General features: G+C 70.6%; 10 protein-coding genes. 2 read left to right on the top strand and 8 right to left on the bottom strand.

Going from position 1 to position 17,007, the window contains the following annotated elements; all coding sequences use genetic code 11:
• Positions 1-63: 63 nt before the first annotated feature.
• The 6 genes from F4560_RS39360 to F4560_RS39335 all read right to left on the bottom strand — a co-directional run bounded on the left by F4560_RS39360 (position 64) and on the right by F4560_RS39335 (position 7,772).
• Complete coding sequence (locus F4560_RS39360; protein ID WP_184928112.1) at positions 64-3,120, bottom strand: AfsR/SARP family transcriptional regulator; 3,057 nt, start codon at positions 3,118-3,120, stop codon at positions 64-66.
• 81 nt (positions 3,121-3,201) lie between these two features.
• A complete protein-coding gene (locus F4560_RS39355) occupies positions 3,202-3,828 on the bottom strand; it encodes a DUF8010 domain-containing protein (RefSeq protein WP_184928111.1) in 627 nt (208 codons plus the stop codon).
• Entirely contained in the window at positions 3,821-4,252 is a 432-nt protein-coding gene (locus F4560_RS39350) for an acyl-CoA thioesterase (RefSeq protein ID WP_184929667.1), read from the bottom strand. Before F4560_RS39350 ends, F4560_RS39355 begins: the two co-directional genes overlap by 8 nt.
• 51 nt (positions 4,253-4,303) lie before the next feature.
• Positions 4,304-5,221: a DNA glycosylase AlkZ-like family protein gene (locus F4560_RS39345; protein WP_376775391.1), complete on the bottom strand. Its 918-nt coding sequence runs from the start codon at positions 5,219-5,221 to the stop codon at positions 4,304-4,306.
• Positions 5,218-6,210, bottom strand: a complete 993-nt coding sequence (locus tag F4560_RS39340) for a LacI family DNA-binding transcriptional regulator (protein WP_184928109.1) — start codon at positions 6,208-6,210, stop codon at positions 5,218-5,220. Before F4560_RS39340 ends, F4560_RS39345 begins: the two co-directional genes overlap by 4 nt.
• Before the next feature lie 11 nt (positions 6,211-6,221).
• Complete coding sequence (locus F4560_RS39335) at positions 6,222-7,772, bottom strand: glycoside hydrolase family 13 protein (protein ID WP_184928108.1); 1,551 nt, start codon at positions 7,770-7,772, stop codon at positions 6,222-6,224.
• A 220-nt stretch (positions 7,773-7,992) separates the two neighbouring features.
• On the opposite strand from F4560_RS39335, the gene F4560_RS39330 reads away from it, so the two are divergent.
• A complete protein-coding gene (locus tag F4560_RS39330) occupies positions 7,993-9,558 on the top strand; it encodes a carbohydrate-binding module family 20 domain-containing protein (RefSeq protein WP_312869749.1) in 1,566 nt (521 codons plus the stop codon).
• Positions 9,559-9,946: 388 nt separating this feature from the next.
• On the opposite strand, the gene F4560_RS39325 is transcribed toward F4560_RS39330, so the two are convergent.
• Entirely contained in the window at positions 9,947-10,597 is a 651-nt protein-coding gene (locus F4560_RS39325; RefSeq protein WP_184928107.1) for a response regulator transcription factor, read from the bottom strand.
• Positions 10,598-10,820: 223 nt separating this feature from the next.
• On the opposite strand from F4560_RS39325, the gene F4560_RS39320 reads away from it, so the two are divergent.
• Complete coding sequence (locus tag F4560_RS39320; protein WP_184928106.1) at positions 10,821-11,963, top strand: hypothetical protein; 1,143 nt, start codon at positions 10,821-10,823, stop codon at positions 11,961-11,963.
• Between the two features lie 49 nt (positions 11,964-12,012).
• On the opposite strand, the gene F4560_RS39315 is transcribed toward F4560_RS39320, so the two are convergent.
• Positions 12,013-16,992, bottom strand: coding sequence for an NAD-glutamate dehydrogenase (locus tag F4560_RS39315; protein ID WP_184928105.1), 4,980 nt, complete (start codon positions 16,990-16,992; stop codon positions 12,013-12,015).
• Between the last annotated feature and the right edge of the window lie 15 nt (positions 16,993-17,007).

The raw sequence follows: 17,007 nt of genomic DNA, 5'->3' as shown, positions 1-17,007 counted from the left end.
AGATCACTCCGGGCATGCGAAAGGGCTGGGAGCACTTGGCCCCCAGCCCTTTGTCTTCGCAGTTCAGGACACCTTGACGGAGTCCGTCCAGGACGTTCGACCCGGCACGGCGGTGGTCGACGGGCGTGGTTCGCGCGCTTCACGACCACCGTGCGCGACGAAGATCCGCAACGCCTCGGTCCACGCCTCGTCAGCCGCGGCCGGCTCGCCGAGGGCGGTGAGCGCGGTGGAGAGGTCCCGCAGGGTCCTGGCGCGCCACACCGGCAGGGACAGGGCCGCCCACCGGTGCAGCGCCTGGTCCAGGTAGCGGCGGGCCATGTCCGGGCGACCGGCGGCGATCTCCAGCTCGCCGAGGGTGCGCAGGACGAGCGCCTGGCCGAAGTCGTCCTGCATCTCACCGCACGTGCTCAGGCATTCGAACAGGTCGCTGCGCACCGCGTCGGCCCGGCCCTGGCGGATGCGGACCTTGGCCAGCGCCTGCACGGCGTACGCGGACATCAGCCGGTCGTCCAGCGCCTGGAGCACGCGCACCGCCTCGGCGCAGTACTCGGCGGCCTCGTCCCAGCGGCCAGCGGCCCGGTGCACGATGCCCACCGAGCGCAGTGCGATGGCCTCGCTGCGCCGGTCACCCGACTCCCGGTAGGAGTCCAGCGTCTGCGAGCACTTCTCCAGCGCCTGGTCCAGCGCACCCCGTTCGGTCAGCACCCGTCCCAGCCCGTGCAGGGCCTGCGCGACCAGGCCCGGCTCGTCGTAGGACCGCAACACGGCCAGCGCCTGGTCCAGCAACTCGACGGCCCGGTCCAACTCGCCGCGCTCGCGCAGCACGGTGCTCAGCGACAGCCGTGTCGCCGCCTCGCCCAGCGCGTCGTCCCCCTCCTGGAAGGCGTCCAGGGCCTGCCCGTAGTACGACGCGGCCTCGTCGAAGCGGTCCTGCTCGTAGGACAGCCAGCCCAGACCGGACAGCAGCCGCGCCTCGCCCGCCCGGTCACCGGTGCGCCGCGCCGCCTCCAGGGCCGACGAGTGCGTCCGCCTCCACTGGCCGAACAGGTTGCGCACGGAGAACCGGGACGAGCACAGCGTGGCGGCCAGGCGGGTGGCCACGTCGGTCAGATCCAACTCGGACACCCGCTCCACGACGCGGACCAGACCGGACTGCTCGGCGTCGAACCACCCCTCCGGGTCGGCGATCACGTCGTCGGCGACGGCCCCGTCGAAGTAACGGGGGTCGAGCGCGACGGGCGTGCCGCCGAAGTTCGCGTGCGACATCCGACTGCCCGCCAGCTCCACCAGCGACAGCCAGGCCTCGGCGGCGCGGGCGCAGGCGGCCCTCGCCTGCTCCAACGGCTCTTCCGCCTCGCCGCGCTCGCGGGCGAACGCCCGGGTCAGGTCGTGCAGGCGGTAGCGCAGGGCGGCGCCGTCGTCAGTGGTCGCGATGTCGAGCAGTTGGGAGTCGACGAGCCGTTCCACGACCTCCTCTGCCTCGTCCGGGTCGCAGTCCAGCAGCGGCGCGAGCAGCCAGCCGCCGAAGGTGGACACGTCGAGCAGCCCGAGGCGGCGTAACGCCGTGCGTTCCCGCTCGCCCAGGCCGTCGTAGCTCAGCGCCAGGCTGCCGCGCACCTCCAGGTCGCCCAGGGTCAGCTCTTGGAGCACGCGCCGCTGCACGCCCAGCCGCTCGGCCAGCCGTGACAGCTTCCACTGCGGCCGGGCCGCGAGCCGGGCTCCCGCGATGCGCAGCGCCAGCGGGAGGTTCCCGCACAGCCGGACGATCTCCTCGGCGGCGTCGGGCTCGGCAGGCACCCGGTCGTCGCCGACCACGCGATCGAGCAGCTCCACCGCTTCGTCGTCGCGCAGCACGCGCAGGTGCAACTGCGCCGCGCCGCTGAGCGCACCCAGGCGTTCGCGGCTGCTCACCAGCAACGCGCACGTCGCGCCGCCGGGCAGCAGCGGGCGGATCTGGCGCTCGTCGCGGGCGTCGTCCAGCACGATCAGCACCCGCCGGTCGGCCACCAGGGTGCGGTAGAGCTGAGAGCGCTCCTCCAGCTCGGCGGGGATGGCCGGGTCGGCGACGCCGAGGGCGCGCAGGAAGCCCGCCAGCACCTCGGCCGGGTCGGCGGGCACGACCTGCACGCCGCGCAGGTTCGCGTAGAGCTGGCCGTCGGCGAAGTGGTCGCGCACCACGTGGGCGACGTGCGCGGCCAGCGTGGACTTGCCCGCGCCCGGCTGGCCGGAGATCGCGCACACCTGCGCCGCGCCGGTCTCCGCGGTCAACCGCGCCACCAGCCGTTCCTGCTCGGCCACACGTCCGGTGAAGTCGCCGATGTCGAACGGCAACTGGCTGGGCGTCGGCGCGGCCCGGGACGCCGCGTCGGCCGACCGGGCATCGGCCGACCGCGTGTCGGCGTCCCCGCGCAGGACCCGCTCGTGGGTCGCCCGCAGCGCCGGTCCGGGTTCCAGGCCCAGCTCGTCGAGCAGGACCCGTCTGCCTTCCTGGTAGCAGGCGAGGGCGTCCGCCTGCCGCCCCGCCTGGTGCAGGGCCAGCATGAGCTGGCTGCGCAGCCGTTCCCGGAGCGGGTTCTCGGCCACGGCCGCGCTCAGCTCGGCGACCAGCGGCTCGCCGCGCCCGATCGCGAGGTCGGCGTCGAACCGGTCCTCCAGCGCGGCGAGGCGCATCTCCTCCAACCGCGAGCGCTCACCCTCGGCCCAGGCGCCCTGCGCGCCACCCAGCGGGGTGCCGCGCCACGCCCCGAGCGCGGTCGCGAACCGGACCGCCGCGCCTTTGAGGTCGCCCTCGGCCAGCGCCTTGCGACCCTCGGTCACCTCGCTGGTGAACACGTGCAGGTCCACCTCGTCGAGGTCGGCGGACAGCAGGTACCCCCCGCCGGAACGGGACAGCACATCGCCCAACTCGCGGCGCAGCGACGAGACGTACGTGTAGATCGCCGACCGCGACTGGTCCGGCGGCTGCTCGCCCCACATCGCGTCGACGAGCTGGTCGAGCGACACGACACGGCCCGCGTGGATCGCCAACAACGCCAACAGCGTCTTGGGTTTCGGCCCGCCGACCGCCACCAGGCTGCCGTCCACCCAGGCCTCGACCGGCCCCAACACCTTGAACTCCACCCATGCCCCCCGCAACGCCGCCAAACCCCGGCCAACAGTAGCCGGCGGAGGCGGGAACGGGTCGAGGTCGGGCCGGCGGCGTCAGACCAGCAGGGGCAGCATGGAGTGCCGGCGGCGGACTACCGCGCCGAAGCGGGCATCGATGCGCATCCACGAGTCGGTGGCCGTGATCCGCACGTCGTCACCGCCCAGGAAACCCATGCCGGACAACGCGAACAGGCACCGCATCGGCACCTTCACGTCCAGCCCGGAACCGCTCACCGTGATCACCGTCTGATCGAGCAGCGACGCGGGCGGCGTGCCGCGCGGACCGGCGTTCTCACGGGCCACCTCCACGCCCTTCTCCGCCAGCTCCGACACGACGCTGCCCGGCAACCGGTCCACCGGCAGCCAACCCTCCGACGGCGGCAGCGCCGAGCGCCACATCATGTCCCGCGCCGGACCGGGGTCGACGGTCTCGCTGCGCACCACGGCCAAGCCGGTGAGCAGGTCCGTCCCGGACACCGTCACGTCGTTCGGGGTGATCTGCCCGGCGACGGTCCGGGTGGCCAGCGCGTCGAACGGCGTCGCCACCCAGGCGTCCACCAGGCCGCCGGACGGTCGGTTGCGCAGCCGCACCACCGCCTGGGCCTCCAGGCGCACGGCACGGGCGACGAATGCGCCGAGGTCGTCCCGCTCGGCGGGATCGGCGAGGACCAACTCAGGCACCATTACCTCCGGCACGCCAGCCCGCGAGGAAGTCGCGCTCGGCTTCGAGAAGACGGCGCGGACGTCCGGCCGTCAGGTTGTAAGGCACCATGAGGGTCTCCGCTTTCGTGACGACAGCGCTGCCCTCCCGGCGGCCTTCGCGGACCGCGTAGTCGAGCGTGAACGACGCCGACTTCAGCTCCCGCACCGACATCTCCACCACGATCTCACCGCCCGTGAACAGCAACGGCGCGAGGTAGTCCACCACGAGCCTGGCCACCACCACGCCCTTGGCCATGTCCGGCACGCCGTGCCGGGCCGCCTCGGTGAACAGCAGGTCGATCCGTGCCTCTTCCAGCAACGTCACCGTGTTGGCGTGGTTGACGTGACCGTAGGCGTCCATGTCCGACCAACGCGGTCGCACACCCGTGACGAACACACCCAACTTGAACGCGCCTCCCGGTTTCGTTGCGGTGGCAGTGACCCTATCCACGTGCTAGACCCAGGTTAAGGCCGCATCCACCTGGAGGAATCGGCCCAGGTCGGCGACCTCTCGGGCCACGTCCGGCCGGGCGTCGAACGGGTGCACGGCGATCCGCGTGCCGTCCCGCCGCCACACCGCGACCACCCGGCCGTCCACCACGACGTGCGGCGTGAGGAAACCTCCACCGGTCTGGACGAGCGGCGCGTGCTCCGGATCCAGCGCCAGGGAGCGGTCGCGGTAGCCGAGCAGGTACGGGTCGAAGTGGCCCAGCATGCGGACCGTGCCGCTCGGCTCGGCCGGTTCGTCGGCCACCTCGGGCAGGCCCTTGACCTGGCGCTTGGGCAGGCCGCTCCACGTGACGAAGTCGTCGGGCGTCGCCGGGCCGTAGGCACGCCGGTAGCGCCGCCACAGCTCGTCCACGCCACGGGGCTCGCAGTCGATGCGCAGGAGCCGGTACGTGTCGTCCTGCCCCCGGCACAGCACGCCGGAGTTCGCGGCGAACGCCAGCAGGTGGGCCGGAGCCTGCGATTTCGGGTCCAGGACGATGCCGACGTCGGCCAGGCGGCGGACGAGCTCGGCGCGTTCCAGCGGCTCGGTCAGGACTTCGCGGAGCGCGGGAAGCGCGCGCTCGCACAGCTCATCGGTGAGGCCCAGCTGTTCGCGGCGACGTCGTCCGGCGGCGATGAAGGTCGGTCCCAAGAGGTTCACGACCCACAGGTCGTCCTCGTGGAGCAGGTGGAGCGTGCCGCGCATGGCCCACGTGCGCACTAGAGGACCGTCAAGGGACCGGACACCCCTGGCGCGCGCTGCGAGCCGTGCGGCGGGCATGTCCTGGGCCTGCAAGGCGAAGACGGACGTGAACAGGTCCGTCACGTCGGTCGCCGGGTGCGAGAGCCGTTGCGCCCGCATCCGTTGGGCGAGCACGGTCATCTGGGTCGGGCGCCCGTCGAGCCGCGCACCACCAGCTCCGGCTGGAACACGAACTCCGCGTGGGGTGCGGGCGTGCCGCCGATCTCCTCCAGCAACGCGTGCACGGCGGCCTGCCCCATCGCCTCGACCGGCTGGCGGATCGTGGTCAACGGCGGGTCGGCGAACACGATCAGGGGCGAGTCGTCGAAGCCGACCACGGAGACGTCACGCGGCACGGTCAGACCCCGTTGACGCGCCGCGCGGATCGCGCCGAACGCCATCAGGTCGCTGCCGCACACGATCGCCGTGCAGCCACGGTCCAGCAGGGCGTTCGCCGCGGCCTGCCCGCCCTCGACCGTGAACAGCGAGTGCTCGACCAGGTCGGACGCCTGCGGGCGGACGAGCGTGAAGCCCTCCACCATGCGCTGGGCGGGCACGAACCTCGGCGGGCCGACCGCCAGCCCGATCGTCTCGTGCCCCAGCTCCAGCAGGTGCGTGACGGCGAGCCGGACGGCCGCCCGGTTGTCCACCGACACGAACGGCGCGGACACCTGGTCGGTGTACCCGTTGATCATCACGAACGGCACGCCGCGCCCGGCCAGCTTCACGTACCGGTCCTTGTTCGCCGTCGTGTCGGCGTGCAGCCCGGACACGAAGACGATGCCGGTGACGCCGCGGTCGACCAGCATGTCGGTCAGCTGATCCTCGGTGGAGCCGCCGGGCGTCTGCGTGCACAGCACCGGCGTGTAGCCGTCGCTGGTCAACACCTGCTCGATGACCTGCGCGAACGCCGGGAAGATCGGGTTGTTCAACTCGGGGGTGATCAACCCGATCAACCCGGCGCTGCGCTGTCGGAGCCTGGGCGGGCGCTCGTAGCCGAGCACGTCCATCGCGGCGACGACGGCCTGGCGGGTGCTCGCGGACACGCCTGGCTTGCCGTTGACCACTCGGCTGACCGTCGCCTCGCTCACGCCTGCCTGGGTCGCGATGTCACTCAGCCGCGCTGTCACACCGTGTGACTCTACGGGCGCGAGAGCCACACGGTCGTGTCTGCCGGCACGAGGACGTCCGTTCCCTCAGTAGCGCAACCACCCGAGGACAGCAGCACCTCGCCGTCGATCGGCAGCCGTGCCACGTCCGGGCCGAGGTTCACCACGCACGTGAAAGCGCCACGGCGGAAGGACAGCACGCCCTCCGACACGTCCAGCCACTCCACCTCGGTGCCCGCGCCCAGGTCGGGGTGCTCGTGCCGGACGCGCAGCGCGCTGCGGTACAGCTCCAGCACCGAGTCCGGGTCGCCCTTCTGCGCGGCGACGCTGAGCCGTGCCCAGTCCGCCGGCTGCGGCAGCCACGAACCGCCGTCGCCGAAGCCGAACGACGGGCCGTCCGGCGTCCACGGGATCGGCACGCGGCAGCCGTCGCGGCCACGGTCGGTGTGCCCGGACCGCTCCCACACCGGGTCCTGGAGGACGTCCTCCGGCAGGTCCAGCACCTCGGGCAGGCCCAGTTCCTCACCCTGGTAGACGTACGCGCTGCCGGGCAGGGCGAGCATCAGGAGAGCGGCGGCCCGCGCCCGCGCCACGCTGCCGTACCGCGTCACGTGCCGCTGCACGTCGTGGTTGGACAGCACCCACGTCGTCGGCGCGGACACCGGCGCCATCGCGGCGAGCGAGTCGTCGATGACCTGCTTGAGGTCGGCGGCGGTCCACTCGGCGGTCAGGTAGTGGAAGTTGAACGCCTGGTGCAGCTCGTCGGCACGCAGGTAGCGCGCGGTGCGCTCGGGGCTCGGCGTCCACGCCTCGGCCACGCCGATCCGGCTGCCCGGGTACGAGTCGAGCACCTTGCGCCAGTCGCGGTAGATCTCGTGCACGCCGTCCTGGTCGAAGAACGGCAGCGCCTCCGTGCCCAGCAGCTTGAGGTGGCCGGGCGTGCCGACGTCCGGCAGACCGTCCGCCTTGATCATCCCGTGGGCCACGTCGATGCGGAAGCCGTCCACGCCGAGGTCGAGCCAGAAGCGCAGGACGTCCAGGAACTCGTCCCGCACCTCCGGCTGGTCCCAGTTCAGGTCCGGCTGCTCGGGGGCGAACAGGTGCAGGTACCACTGGCCGTCGGCCGTCTTCGACCAGGCGGGGCCGCCGAAGACGGACTCCCAGTCGTTCGGCGGCTGGTCGCCGCGGCCGTCGCGGAAGTGGTAGCGGGCGCGTTCCGGCGAGCCGGGCGCGGCGTTGAGGGCCTGCCGGAACCACTCGTGCTGATCGCTCGTGTGGTTCGGGACGAGGTCCACGATCACCCGGATGCCGAGGTCGTGCGCGTCGTCCACGAGGGCCTTCGCGTCCTGCGTGGTGCCGAACTGCGGGTCGACCTCGCGGTAGTCGGCGACGTCGTAGCCGCCGTCCGCCATCGGGGACTTGTAGAACGGGGTGATCCACACCGCGTCCACCCCCAGTTCGGCGAGGTAGGGCAGCCGGGACCGGATGCCGGGCAGGTCACCGACGCCGTCACCGTTCGAGTCGGCGAAGCTGCGCACGTAGACCTGGTAGATGACGGCCTCGCGCCACCAGTCCTGCGTCATGGGGGTGTCCTTCCGGATCGGTTCCGCGCCGGTGGGCAATGAAATACTTTGCAAGTGTTTTCAGCAAGTCTGCCGGCTGGTATGACCTAGAGCACATCCCTGCCAGCGAGGAGACATCGTGGTTTCCCTCAGCCGACGCGCCCTGTGCGCGATAGCAGTACTGCTGTTCAGCCTGTTGGCCGTACCGCAAACTTTTGCAGCCCCTCCGTCCGCCAAGGACGTGACCGCGACCCTGTTCCAGTGGCCGTTCTCGCGGGTCGCCGCCGAGTGCACGAACGTGCTCGGGCCGAAGGGCTACGGGTTCGTGGAGGTGTCGCCGGCCACCGAGCACATCCAGGGCTCCCAGTGGTGGACGTCCTACCAGCCCGTCAGCTACCGCATCGCCGGACGCCTCGGTGACGAAGCCGCGTTCCGGAACATGGTGAACACCTGCCACGCGGCGGGCGTGAAGGTCATCGCGGACGCCGTGATCAACCACATGAGCGCCGGGTCGGGGACGGGCACCGGCGGTTCGTCGTACACGAAGTACAACTACCCCGGCATCTACAGCGACCCGGACTTCCACTCGTGCCGGTCGCACATCAGCGACTACCGCAACCGCGACAACGTGCAGAACTGCGAGTTGGTCGGGCTGTCGGACCTGAACACCGGCAGCGACTACGTGCGGGGGCGGATCGCGTCGTACCTGAACCACCTGATCTCGCTCGGGGTGGACGGGTTCCGGATCGACGCGGCCAAGCACATTCCGGCGACCGACATGTCCGCGATCAAGTCGAGGTTGAGCAACCCCGGCGTGTTCTGGGTGCACGAGGTGATCTACGGGGCCGGTGAGGCCGTGCAGCCGGGCGAGTACACCGGGTCGGGTGACGTGGACGAGTTCCGGTACGCGTACGACATCAAGCGGATCTTCAACAACGAGAACCTGGCTTACCTGAGCACGTTCGGGCAGTCGTGGGGTTACCTGCCGAGCGGGCAGGCGCGGTCGTTCGTGGACAACTGGGACACCGAGCGCAACGGGTCGACGTTGACGTACAAGGACGGTTCCACCTACACGTTGGCGAACGTGTTCATGCTGGCGTGGCCGTATGGGGCGCCGAACGTGTACTCGGGGTACGAGTTCTCGAACCACGACGCCGGGCCGCCTTCGGGGTCTGAGTGCTACACGTCAGGGTGGAAGTGCCAGCACCGGTGGACGCAGATCTCGTCGATGGTGCAATTCCGCAACGCGGTGGCCGGAACGTCGGTCGTGAACTGGTGGGACAACGGTGGTGACGCGATCGCGTTCGGCCGGGGTGGCAAGGGTTTCGTGGCGATCAACCGGGAGTCTTCGTCGTTGACGCGGACGTTCCAGACCTCGCTGCCGGCCGGGTCTTACTGCAACGTGCAGCGGGACGGGTGCGTGGCGGTCAGCGTGGGGTCGAACGGGCAGTTCACGGCGACGTTGGCGGCGGGTGAGGCTTTGGCGCTGCACGTCGGTGCGACGGGTGGGGGCACTCCGCCTCCCGCCGGCACGGCGTCGTTCGCGGTGAACGCCACGACTTCGTTGGGGCAGAACATCTTCGTCGTCGGCGACCACGCTTCGCTCGGCGCGTGGAACACGGCCAACGCGGTGGCCCTGTCGTCCGCCACTTACCCGACGTGGCGGGGCTCGGTGTCGCTGCCGGCGGGGACTTCGTTCCAGTACAAGTACATCCGGAAGGAGTCGAACGGGGCGGTGACGTGGGAGAGCGGGACGAACCGCACCGCCACTGCACCCGTGACGCTGTCCGACACCTGGCGCAATTAGCGCGCGTGGCCCAACGGCCGCACAGCTCGACAGGCACAGTTGACGACGGTCACAGCTCCACCGTCACAGTTGACGGGCACAACTCGGCCACAGTTGACGGGCACACAGCTCGGCGGGGGCGCGCTTCGCAGGCGTCCCCGCCGGGGGACCCCTATCTTGATTTTACCGACGGGGTCCGACAATTCCGTGGCTTCGGCTTCCCGGAGCCAGGTATGCGGCCGACTCGCGGGTACCCGAGTGTGCAACTCGGGGTACCTGAGCGTTCGACTCGCCCGTACTGAGCGTTCGACTCGCGGGGCCTGAACGTTCGACTCGCGTGTTCTGAGCGTTGAACTCGGGGGTTCTGAACGTAGGACTCACGCGTTCTGAACGTAGGACTCACGGGGGGTTAGGCGACGCGGGTTGTGGCGATCAGGCCGTCTTCGAGGGCGCGTTGGTACAGCTCGACGGTGGAGCCCGCAGCGCGGCCGGCGGCGCGGTACTTGCAGCGGATGCGTTCCAGGTACGTCTTCACGGTGCCCTCCGAGAGGCCCAGGGAACGTGCCACCGCAAGGCGGGTTCGGCCCTCGGCGACACCGCGCAACACCTCCACCTCGCGGTCCGACAGGACCGGCCGTCGCAAAGGCACGGACAAGAGAGCGCCTTGGGCGAGCAGCCGGGTCAGGTAGTGGCCACCACCGGCCACCGAGACCACCGCGTCCACCAGATCCGACAACGGCGCACGCTTGGACACGTAGCCTCTCGCCCCCGCAGCAAGAGCGGCGCGCACGACGTGAGGCGTCTCGTCGGTGCTGTGCACGATCACCCCCACACCGGCCGCGACCAGCCGAGAGACCGCCTGCACCGGGTCTGCGGACGGATCCAGCAGCACCACGGCGGGCAACCGACCGCCCACCAACAGGTCCGCCACCGAACGCACCGCCGCCACCACCCTGATCCGCCGGCCCGGCTGGTTCTCCAGCCAGAGCGCCGCCCCGTCGCGGTACATCGAGTGGTCGTCGACGAGCCCCAACTCGATCGGCACACACTCGTCCGGCACGCTGCCCCCATCCGACCCGTCTGCTGCTGTCACCCTGTTCGACGCGCCAGAAGGCTCACGGTTGGCCCCGAAGACCGGCTTTGACGCCGAAAGACCACCGCCGAAAGGCTGCGGGTCGACCGGCGGACAGCCGATGAGGGCCGAACCGCCGACTCGCCACCACGGCGGTCCGCCCGCACTCTCAGGGCCGGTCCAGGAAGGGCCGGTGGACTGAGGGAGAGCAATGCGCAGACTCGTCAGCCCGGTGGTGGTCGCCCTGGTCGCGGCGACAACGGTCGTGACAGCGGTCGTGACCGCAGGAACCGCGAGTGCCGACACCCGCCCGGTGGCCGGCGCCGGCTACGTCTGGGCGAACAGCCCGACCACGGCGTCGTACACGCCCCACCTGACCTACCAGATGAACAGCATCAGCACGACGACTAGAAACACGATCACAAGACGGGGCACCGGGTACTACGCGGTGACGTTCACCGGCCTGGGTGTGTCCGGCGGCGTCGCCCACGCCACCGCGTACGGCGACAACACGCACCAGTGCAAGCCCGACACCTGGGTCGCGTCCGGCATCGACCAGACCGTCGTCATCCGCTGCTACACGCTCGCCGGCGCGCCCGTCGACAGCCAGTTCACCGCGAGCTTCACCAACAAGCGGGTCTGGCCGGGGTTCGAGTACGGCCAGACCTATCCGGGCGGCTACGTGCACCTGACCAACTCGTCCAGCGCGACCTCCACGCCGCCGTACCACCAGCAGTTCAACTCGGCGGGCATGACCAACACCGTCTCCCGCACCGGCGTCGGCACCTACAAGGTGTTCATGCCCGAAATCGGGCGCACCACCAGGGCCGGGCACGCCCGGGTGACTTCGGTCGGCTGGGGCGCCACCCGGTGCAAGGTCTTCAGCTTCGGCTGGGGAACGCCGGCCTCGACCATCCAGGTCAACATCCGTTGCTTCAACGCCGCCGGCACCCCGACCGACTCGGGTTTCTCGATGACCTTCACCGACCGCACCAACACCTTCGGCCTCCACGGCTGCTGCAACCCCGACGGCCACCAATCCGCCTACGCACTGGCGAACAACGCCACCGCGGCGTCGTACACGCCGAGCCTGTCCTACCAGCACGAGGTCCCGTCGGGGGTCGCGACGGCGACCCGTTCGGGCACCGGCAACTATGCGATGCACTTCGCCAATGCCGACCTCGCCACGGGCCACGTGCACGTCGCCGCCACCAACAGCTGGAACGCCGAGTTCTGCAAGGTGGTCAGCTGGAATTCGAGCATCGGGATCAACGTCCGCTGCTACAGCGCCACCGGCGCGCCCGTGGACACGTCCTACCAGATCGACCACACCGGGCCGTATCTCCTGGGCTGATCCAACGACCGGTCGGGCGCCCCGCGTCAAGGGCGCCCGACCGGCGTCGTCAGCGGATCATGCTGCGGACCTGGCGTGCCGCGACGGACAGGGTGGCCAGGTCCAGCTTGGACACCTTGTTGATCTCCGCGAGCGCGGCGCGGGCACGGCCCAGGCGGGAGGAGTTCGCCTGCTCCCACTGCTCGATCTTCTCCTCCGCGCTGTCGCCGGGCTCGGACGACCGCAGCACGTCGATCGTGATCGACCGCAGTGACGAGTAGAAGTCGTCCCGCAACGCCAAGCGCGCCAACGCGTGCCAGCGGTTCAGGCGTTCCAGGGTCGACACCGAGCTGAGCATCCGGTCCACGTCCAGGTGCTCGGACAGCGCGAAGTACAGCTCGGCCGTCTCCTCGTGCGTCCGCTCCCGGCCGGTCGCGCCCTCGCCCTCTTCACGCTCGGCGAGTTCGGCCACCTCCGTGACGTCCAGCAGCCCGTAGGTGAACAGCAGCCCGGCGATCCGACGCGCCAACGTGACCGGCACGCCGTGCGCCACCAGCCGCTCGACGTGGTCGACCACGGTCTGCTTCTCGTGACCCTTGAGCATGTCGATCGTCTGCGGGATGAGGGCGCCGACCACCGGGGCGAACCGGCTGATCGTCGACCCGACCGCGAGCGGCTGGGGGCGGTTGGTCAGCAGCCAGCGCGACGCGCGGTCCAGCAGGCGACGGGTCTCCAGCACCATGTCGTCCTGGACGTCGGTCGGGATGACGTTGTCCAGCGCCCGGATCTCCCGCCACACCGACGGCAGGTCGTAGATCGCGGTCACCACCGTGTACGCGCGCACCGCGTCCGTCGCCGACGCGCTGGTCTCCTCCGCCAGCCGGAACGCGTACGACACGCCACCGCCGTCCACGACCTCGTTGACCAGCACCGTGGTGATGATCTCGCGGGACAGCGGGTGGTTGCCGATGGCGTCGGCGAACCGTTCGCGCAGCTCGCTGGGGAAGTAGGCGGGCAGCCTGCGGGCCAGCACGTCGATCGTCGGCAGGTCGCTGGCGAGCACTTCCTCCTTCAACGCCAGCTTGACGTGCGCCAGCAACGTCGCCAGCTCCGGTGACGTCAGGCCCGCTCCGGCCTTCTCCAGCGCCTTGAACTCCGCCACGCTGGGCAACGCCTCCAGCGAACGGTCGAGCGCGCCGCGCTGTTCGAGGTCGGCGACGAGCCGCGCGTGCACCGACAGCATCGGCGCGGCGTGGGCGCGGGAGATGCCCAGCACGAAGTTCTGCGAGTAGTTGTCGCCCAGCACGAGTTCGCCGACCTCGTCGGTCATCTGCCCCAGCAGCTCGTTGCGCCGCACCTGGTCGAGCCGGCCGTCGCGGACCAGCTCGTCCAGCAGGATCTTGATGTTGACCTCGTGGTCGGAGCAGTCGACACCGGCCGAGTTGTCCAGCGCGTCGGTGTTGACCTTGCCGCCGTGCCCGTCCGGGCCGCCCGAGCGGGCGAACTCGATCCGGCCGCGCTGGGTCAGGCCCAGGTTGCCGCCTTCGCCGATGACCTTGACCCGCAGGTCCGCGCCGTCGACCCGGATCGCGTCGTTGGCCTTGTCGCCGACCTCGGTGTGCGACTCGGTGCGCGCCTTGACGTACGTGCCGATGCCGCCGTTCCAGAGCAGGTCGACCGGCGCCAGCAGGATGGCCTTCATCAGCTCCTGCGGCGACAGCTTCACCACGTCATCGGCCAGGCCCAACGCCGCGCGGACGTGGGCGCCGACCGGGATCGACTTCAGCGAACGCGGCCACACGCCGCCGCCCTCGCTGATCAGCGTGCGGTCGTAGTCGTCCCAGGACGAGCGGGGCAGCTCGAACAGCCGCTTGCGCTCGGCGTAGGACGTGGCCGCGACGGGGTTCGGGTCGATGAAGATGTGCCGGTGGTCGAACGCGGCCACCAGCCGGATGTGCTCGGACAGCAGCATGCCGTTGCCGAACACGTCACCGGACATGTCGCCGACGCCGACGACCGTGAACTCGTCCGACTGCGTGTCCGTGCCCAGCTCGCGGAAGTGCCGCTTCACGCTCTCCCACGCGCCCTTGGCGGTGATGCCCATCGCCTTGTGGTCGTAGCCGACCGAGCCGCCGGACGCGAACGCGTCACCGAGCCAGAAGCCGTAGGACTTCGACACCTCGTTGGCGATGTCTGAGAACGCCGCGGTCCCCTTGTCCGCCGCGACCACCAGGTACGCGTCGTCACTGTCGTGTCGGACGACCTGCGGCGCGGGGATCACCGTGCCGGAGTTCAGGTTGTCGGTCAGGTCCAGCAGGCCGGAGATGAACTGCCGGTAGCAGGCGATGCCCTCGGCCAGCAGCGCCTCGCGGTCCGCACCCGGGTCGCCGGTCGGCGCCGGCGGCTTCTTGAGGACGAACCCGCCCTTGGCCCCGACGGGCACGATCACCGCGTTCTTCACCGCCTGCGCCTTGACCAGGCCCAGGATCTCGGTGCGGAAGTCCTCGCGCCGGTCGGACCAGCGCAGACCGCCGCGTGCCACCGGGCCGAACCGCAGGTGCACGCCCTCCAGCCGCGGCGAGTACACGAAGATCTCGAACCTCGGCCGCGGCTGCGGCAGGTCCGGGATCGCCCGCGGGTCCAGCTTCACCGCCAGGTACGGGCGCGGGTTGCCGTCGGCGTCGCGGACGAAGTAGTTCGTGCGCAGCGTGGCCTGCACCAACGTGAGCAGGCTGCGCAGGATGCGGTCCGCGTCGAGGCTGGTCACGTCGTCGATCATCTTGGTGATCGCGCCGACGAGGTGCTCGGTGTGGTCGGCGCGGTCCCCGTCGGTCAGGCCCGGGTCGAACCGCGTCTCGAACAGCCGCACCAGGGCCGTGGCGACCTCGGTGTGCCCGAGGACGGCGTCCTCGATGTAGTCCTGGCTGTACGGGGTGCCGGCCTGGCGCAGGTACTTGGCGTAGGCGCGCAGCATGGCCGCCTGCTGCCACGTGACACCCGCCTTGAGCACCAGGGTGTTGAAGCCGTCCACCTCGGCCTCACCGCGCCAGGCGGCGTCGAACGCGTCCTGGAAGCGGGTGCGGATCGACTCGATGTCGTCGGTGGACAGCTTGTCCAGCGTGCTCTGCTCGATGCGCAGGCCGAAGTCGTAGATCCAGCACTCGACGCCGTCGTCGCGGCTCAGCTCGTACGGGCGCTCGTCCACCACGACCACGCCCATGCGCTGCAACATCGGCAGCACGTCGGACAGCGTCAGCCGGGCGCCCACCAGGAACAGCTTGAACCGCCGTTCACCCGGCTCGGCGTCGCGCGGCGCGTAGAAGACCAGGTCCAGGTCGCCCGGGCGCAGCGCCTCGATGCGCCGGAAGTCCGCCAGGCCGTCGGCCGCGGCGAAGTCCTCCTTGTAGGCCTCGGGGAACGCCGCGGCGATCCGCTGGCCCTGCTCGGACGACGACTCCGCGCCCAGAGCGGTGCCCCGGTCCTCCACGACCGCCTCGGCCATGCGGTCGTCCCAGGTGCGGACCGCTTCGGCCAGCAGCTGCTGGATGTAGGCCGTGTCCGGCTCGGTCTGGCGGTTCGGGTCCGTGTGCACGGTGAAGTGCACGCGGGCCAGCGCGGACTCGCCGATGCGCGCGCTGTACTCCAGGTTCACGCCGCCGAGCTGGTCGATCAGCACTTCCTGCATGGCCAGCCGCGACGTCGTGGTGTAGCGGTCGCGCGGCAGGTAGACCAGGCATGAGTAGAAGCGGCCGTACGGGTCGCGGCGCAGGAACAGCCGCAGCCGGCGGCGTTCGGCCAGCGCGATCACGCCCGTGACGGTCTGGTAGAGCGTGTCCGTGTCGACCGAGAACAGCTCGGTGCGCGGGTAGTTCTGGATCACTTCGAGCATCCGCTGGCCCGAGTACGAGTGCAGCGGGAAACCGGCGCGGTGGATCACGTCGCGGACCCGGCGTTCGACGGCGGGGATGTCCAGCACGTCCTCGTGCAGGGCGGTGGTGGAGAAGACACCGAGGAACCGGTGCTCGCCGGTCACGTTGCCCTCGGCGTCGAAGGTCTTCACGCCGACGTAATAGGGGTAGACCGAGCGGTGGACGCTCGACTGGGCGCTGGCCTGCGTCAGGACGAGCAGTTCGGGTGACAGTGCCTGCGCGCCCGCGTCCGGGCCCGCGGTGAGGCTGCGTGCCGCGAGGCTGTCCTGTCTGAGCACACCCAGGCCACTCGCGAGGACCGCGCGCTGCGCCGGGTCGCCGTCCGTCGCCGGGTCGTCGCGGACGAGCTCGTACTGGCGGTAGCCGAGGAACGTGAAGTGGTCGTTCGCCAGCCAGCGCAACAGCTTCGCGCCGTCCATGACCTCGTGGTCGGGCAGCGGCGGCGGGTCCGATTCCAGCTGTTCGGCCAGGTGCAGGGCCATGCCGACCATCTTGTCGGTGTCCTCGACGACCTCGCGGACGTCGTTGAGGACGGTGTGGAGCTTGGATTCCAGCTCACGCGCCCGGTCGGGGTCGGTGAGCAGGTCCACCTCGATGTACATCCAGGATTCGGCGATCGCGTCGCCCGGCGGGTCGGCCGGGTCCGCTTTCGGCAGCACCTCTTGGAGGGCGCCCGTCACCACGTCCCGGCGCACCACGACGATCGGGTGCACCACGCGCTGCACCTGCACGCCGCCGCGGGTCAGCTCGGAGGCGACCGAGTCGACCAGGTACGGCATGTCGTCGGTGACCACCTGCACCACCGTGGCGGGGCACGTCCAGCCGTCGTGGTCGCGGGTCGGGTTGAGGATCCGCACCACCGGGCGGCCGGGCACCCGCGTCTCGGCGAGCTGGTAGTTCGAGCGCACCGCGCCCACCAGGTCGACCGGGTCGTCGTCGTTGACTTCCTCGGCGGGGACGTGGCGGTAGTACAGGCGGATCAGGTCGGCGAGCTCGGGGGCGTTGGCTGCGGCCCGTTCGATCAATTCGTCACGAGCCTGTTCTGGACTGGCCGTGCGGGCCGCGCCGACGTCGTGGCGGGCGGCGAGCTCGGATCGGGACGGGACTCCAGTCGGGGTCATGTTCAGGCGGCTCCA

The sequence above is a fragment of the Saccharothrix ecbatanensis genome (assembly GCF_014205015.1).
Lineage (GTDB): Bacteria > Actinomycetota > Actinomycetes > Mycobacteriales > Pseudonocardiaceae > Actinosynnema > Actinosynnema ecbatanense.
The sequence above is the reverse complement of the archived record's forward strand: the minus strand, read 5'-3'. Positions and strand labels throughout refer to the sequence as shown.

Bases quoted from the DNA above. Each gene is read 5' to 3' on its own strand.
- F4560_RS39320 (WP_184928106.1), top strand. From the start codon at position 10,821: ATGCGCAGACTCGTCAGCCCGGTGGTGGTCGCCCTGGTCGCGGCGACA.
- F4560_RS39345 (WP_376775391.1), bottom strand. From the start codon at position 5,221: ATGACCGTGCTCGCCCAACGGATGCGGGCGCAACGGCTCTCGCACCCG.
- F4560_RS39315 (WP_184928105.1), bottom strand. From the start codon at position 16,992: ATGACCCCGACTGGAGTCCCGTCCCGATCCGAGCTCGCCGCCCGCCAC.
- F4560_RS39335 (WP_184928108.1), bottom strand. From the start codon at position 7,772: ATGACGCAGGACTGGTGGCGCGAGGCCGTCATCTACCAGGTCTACGTG.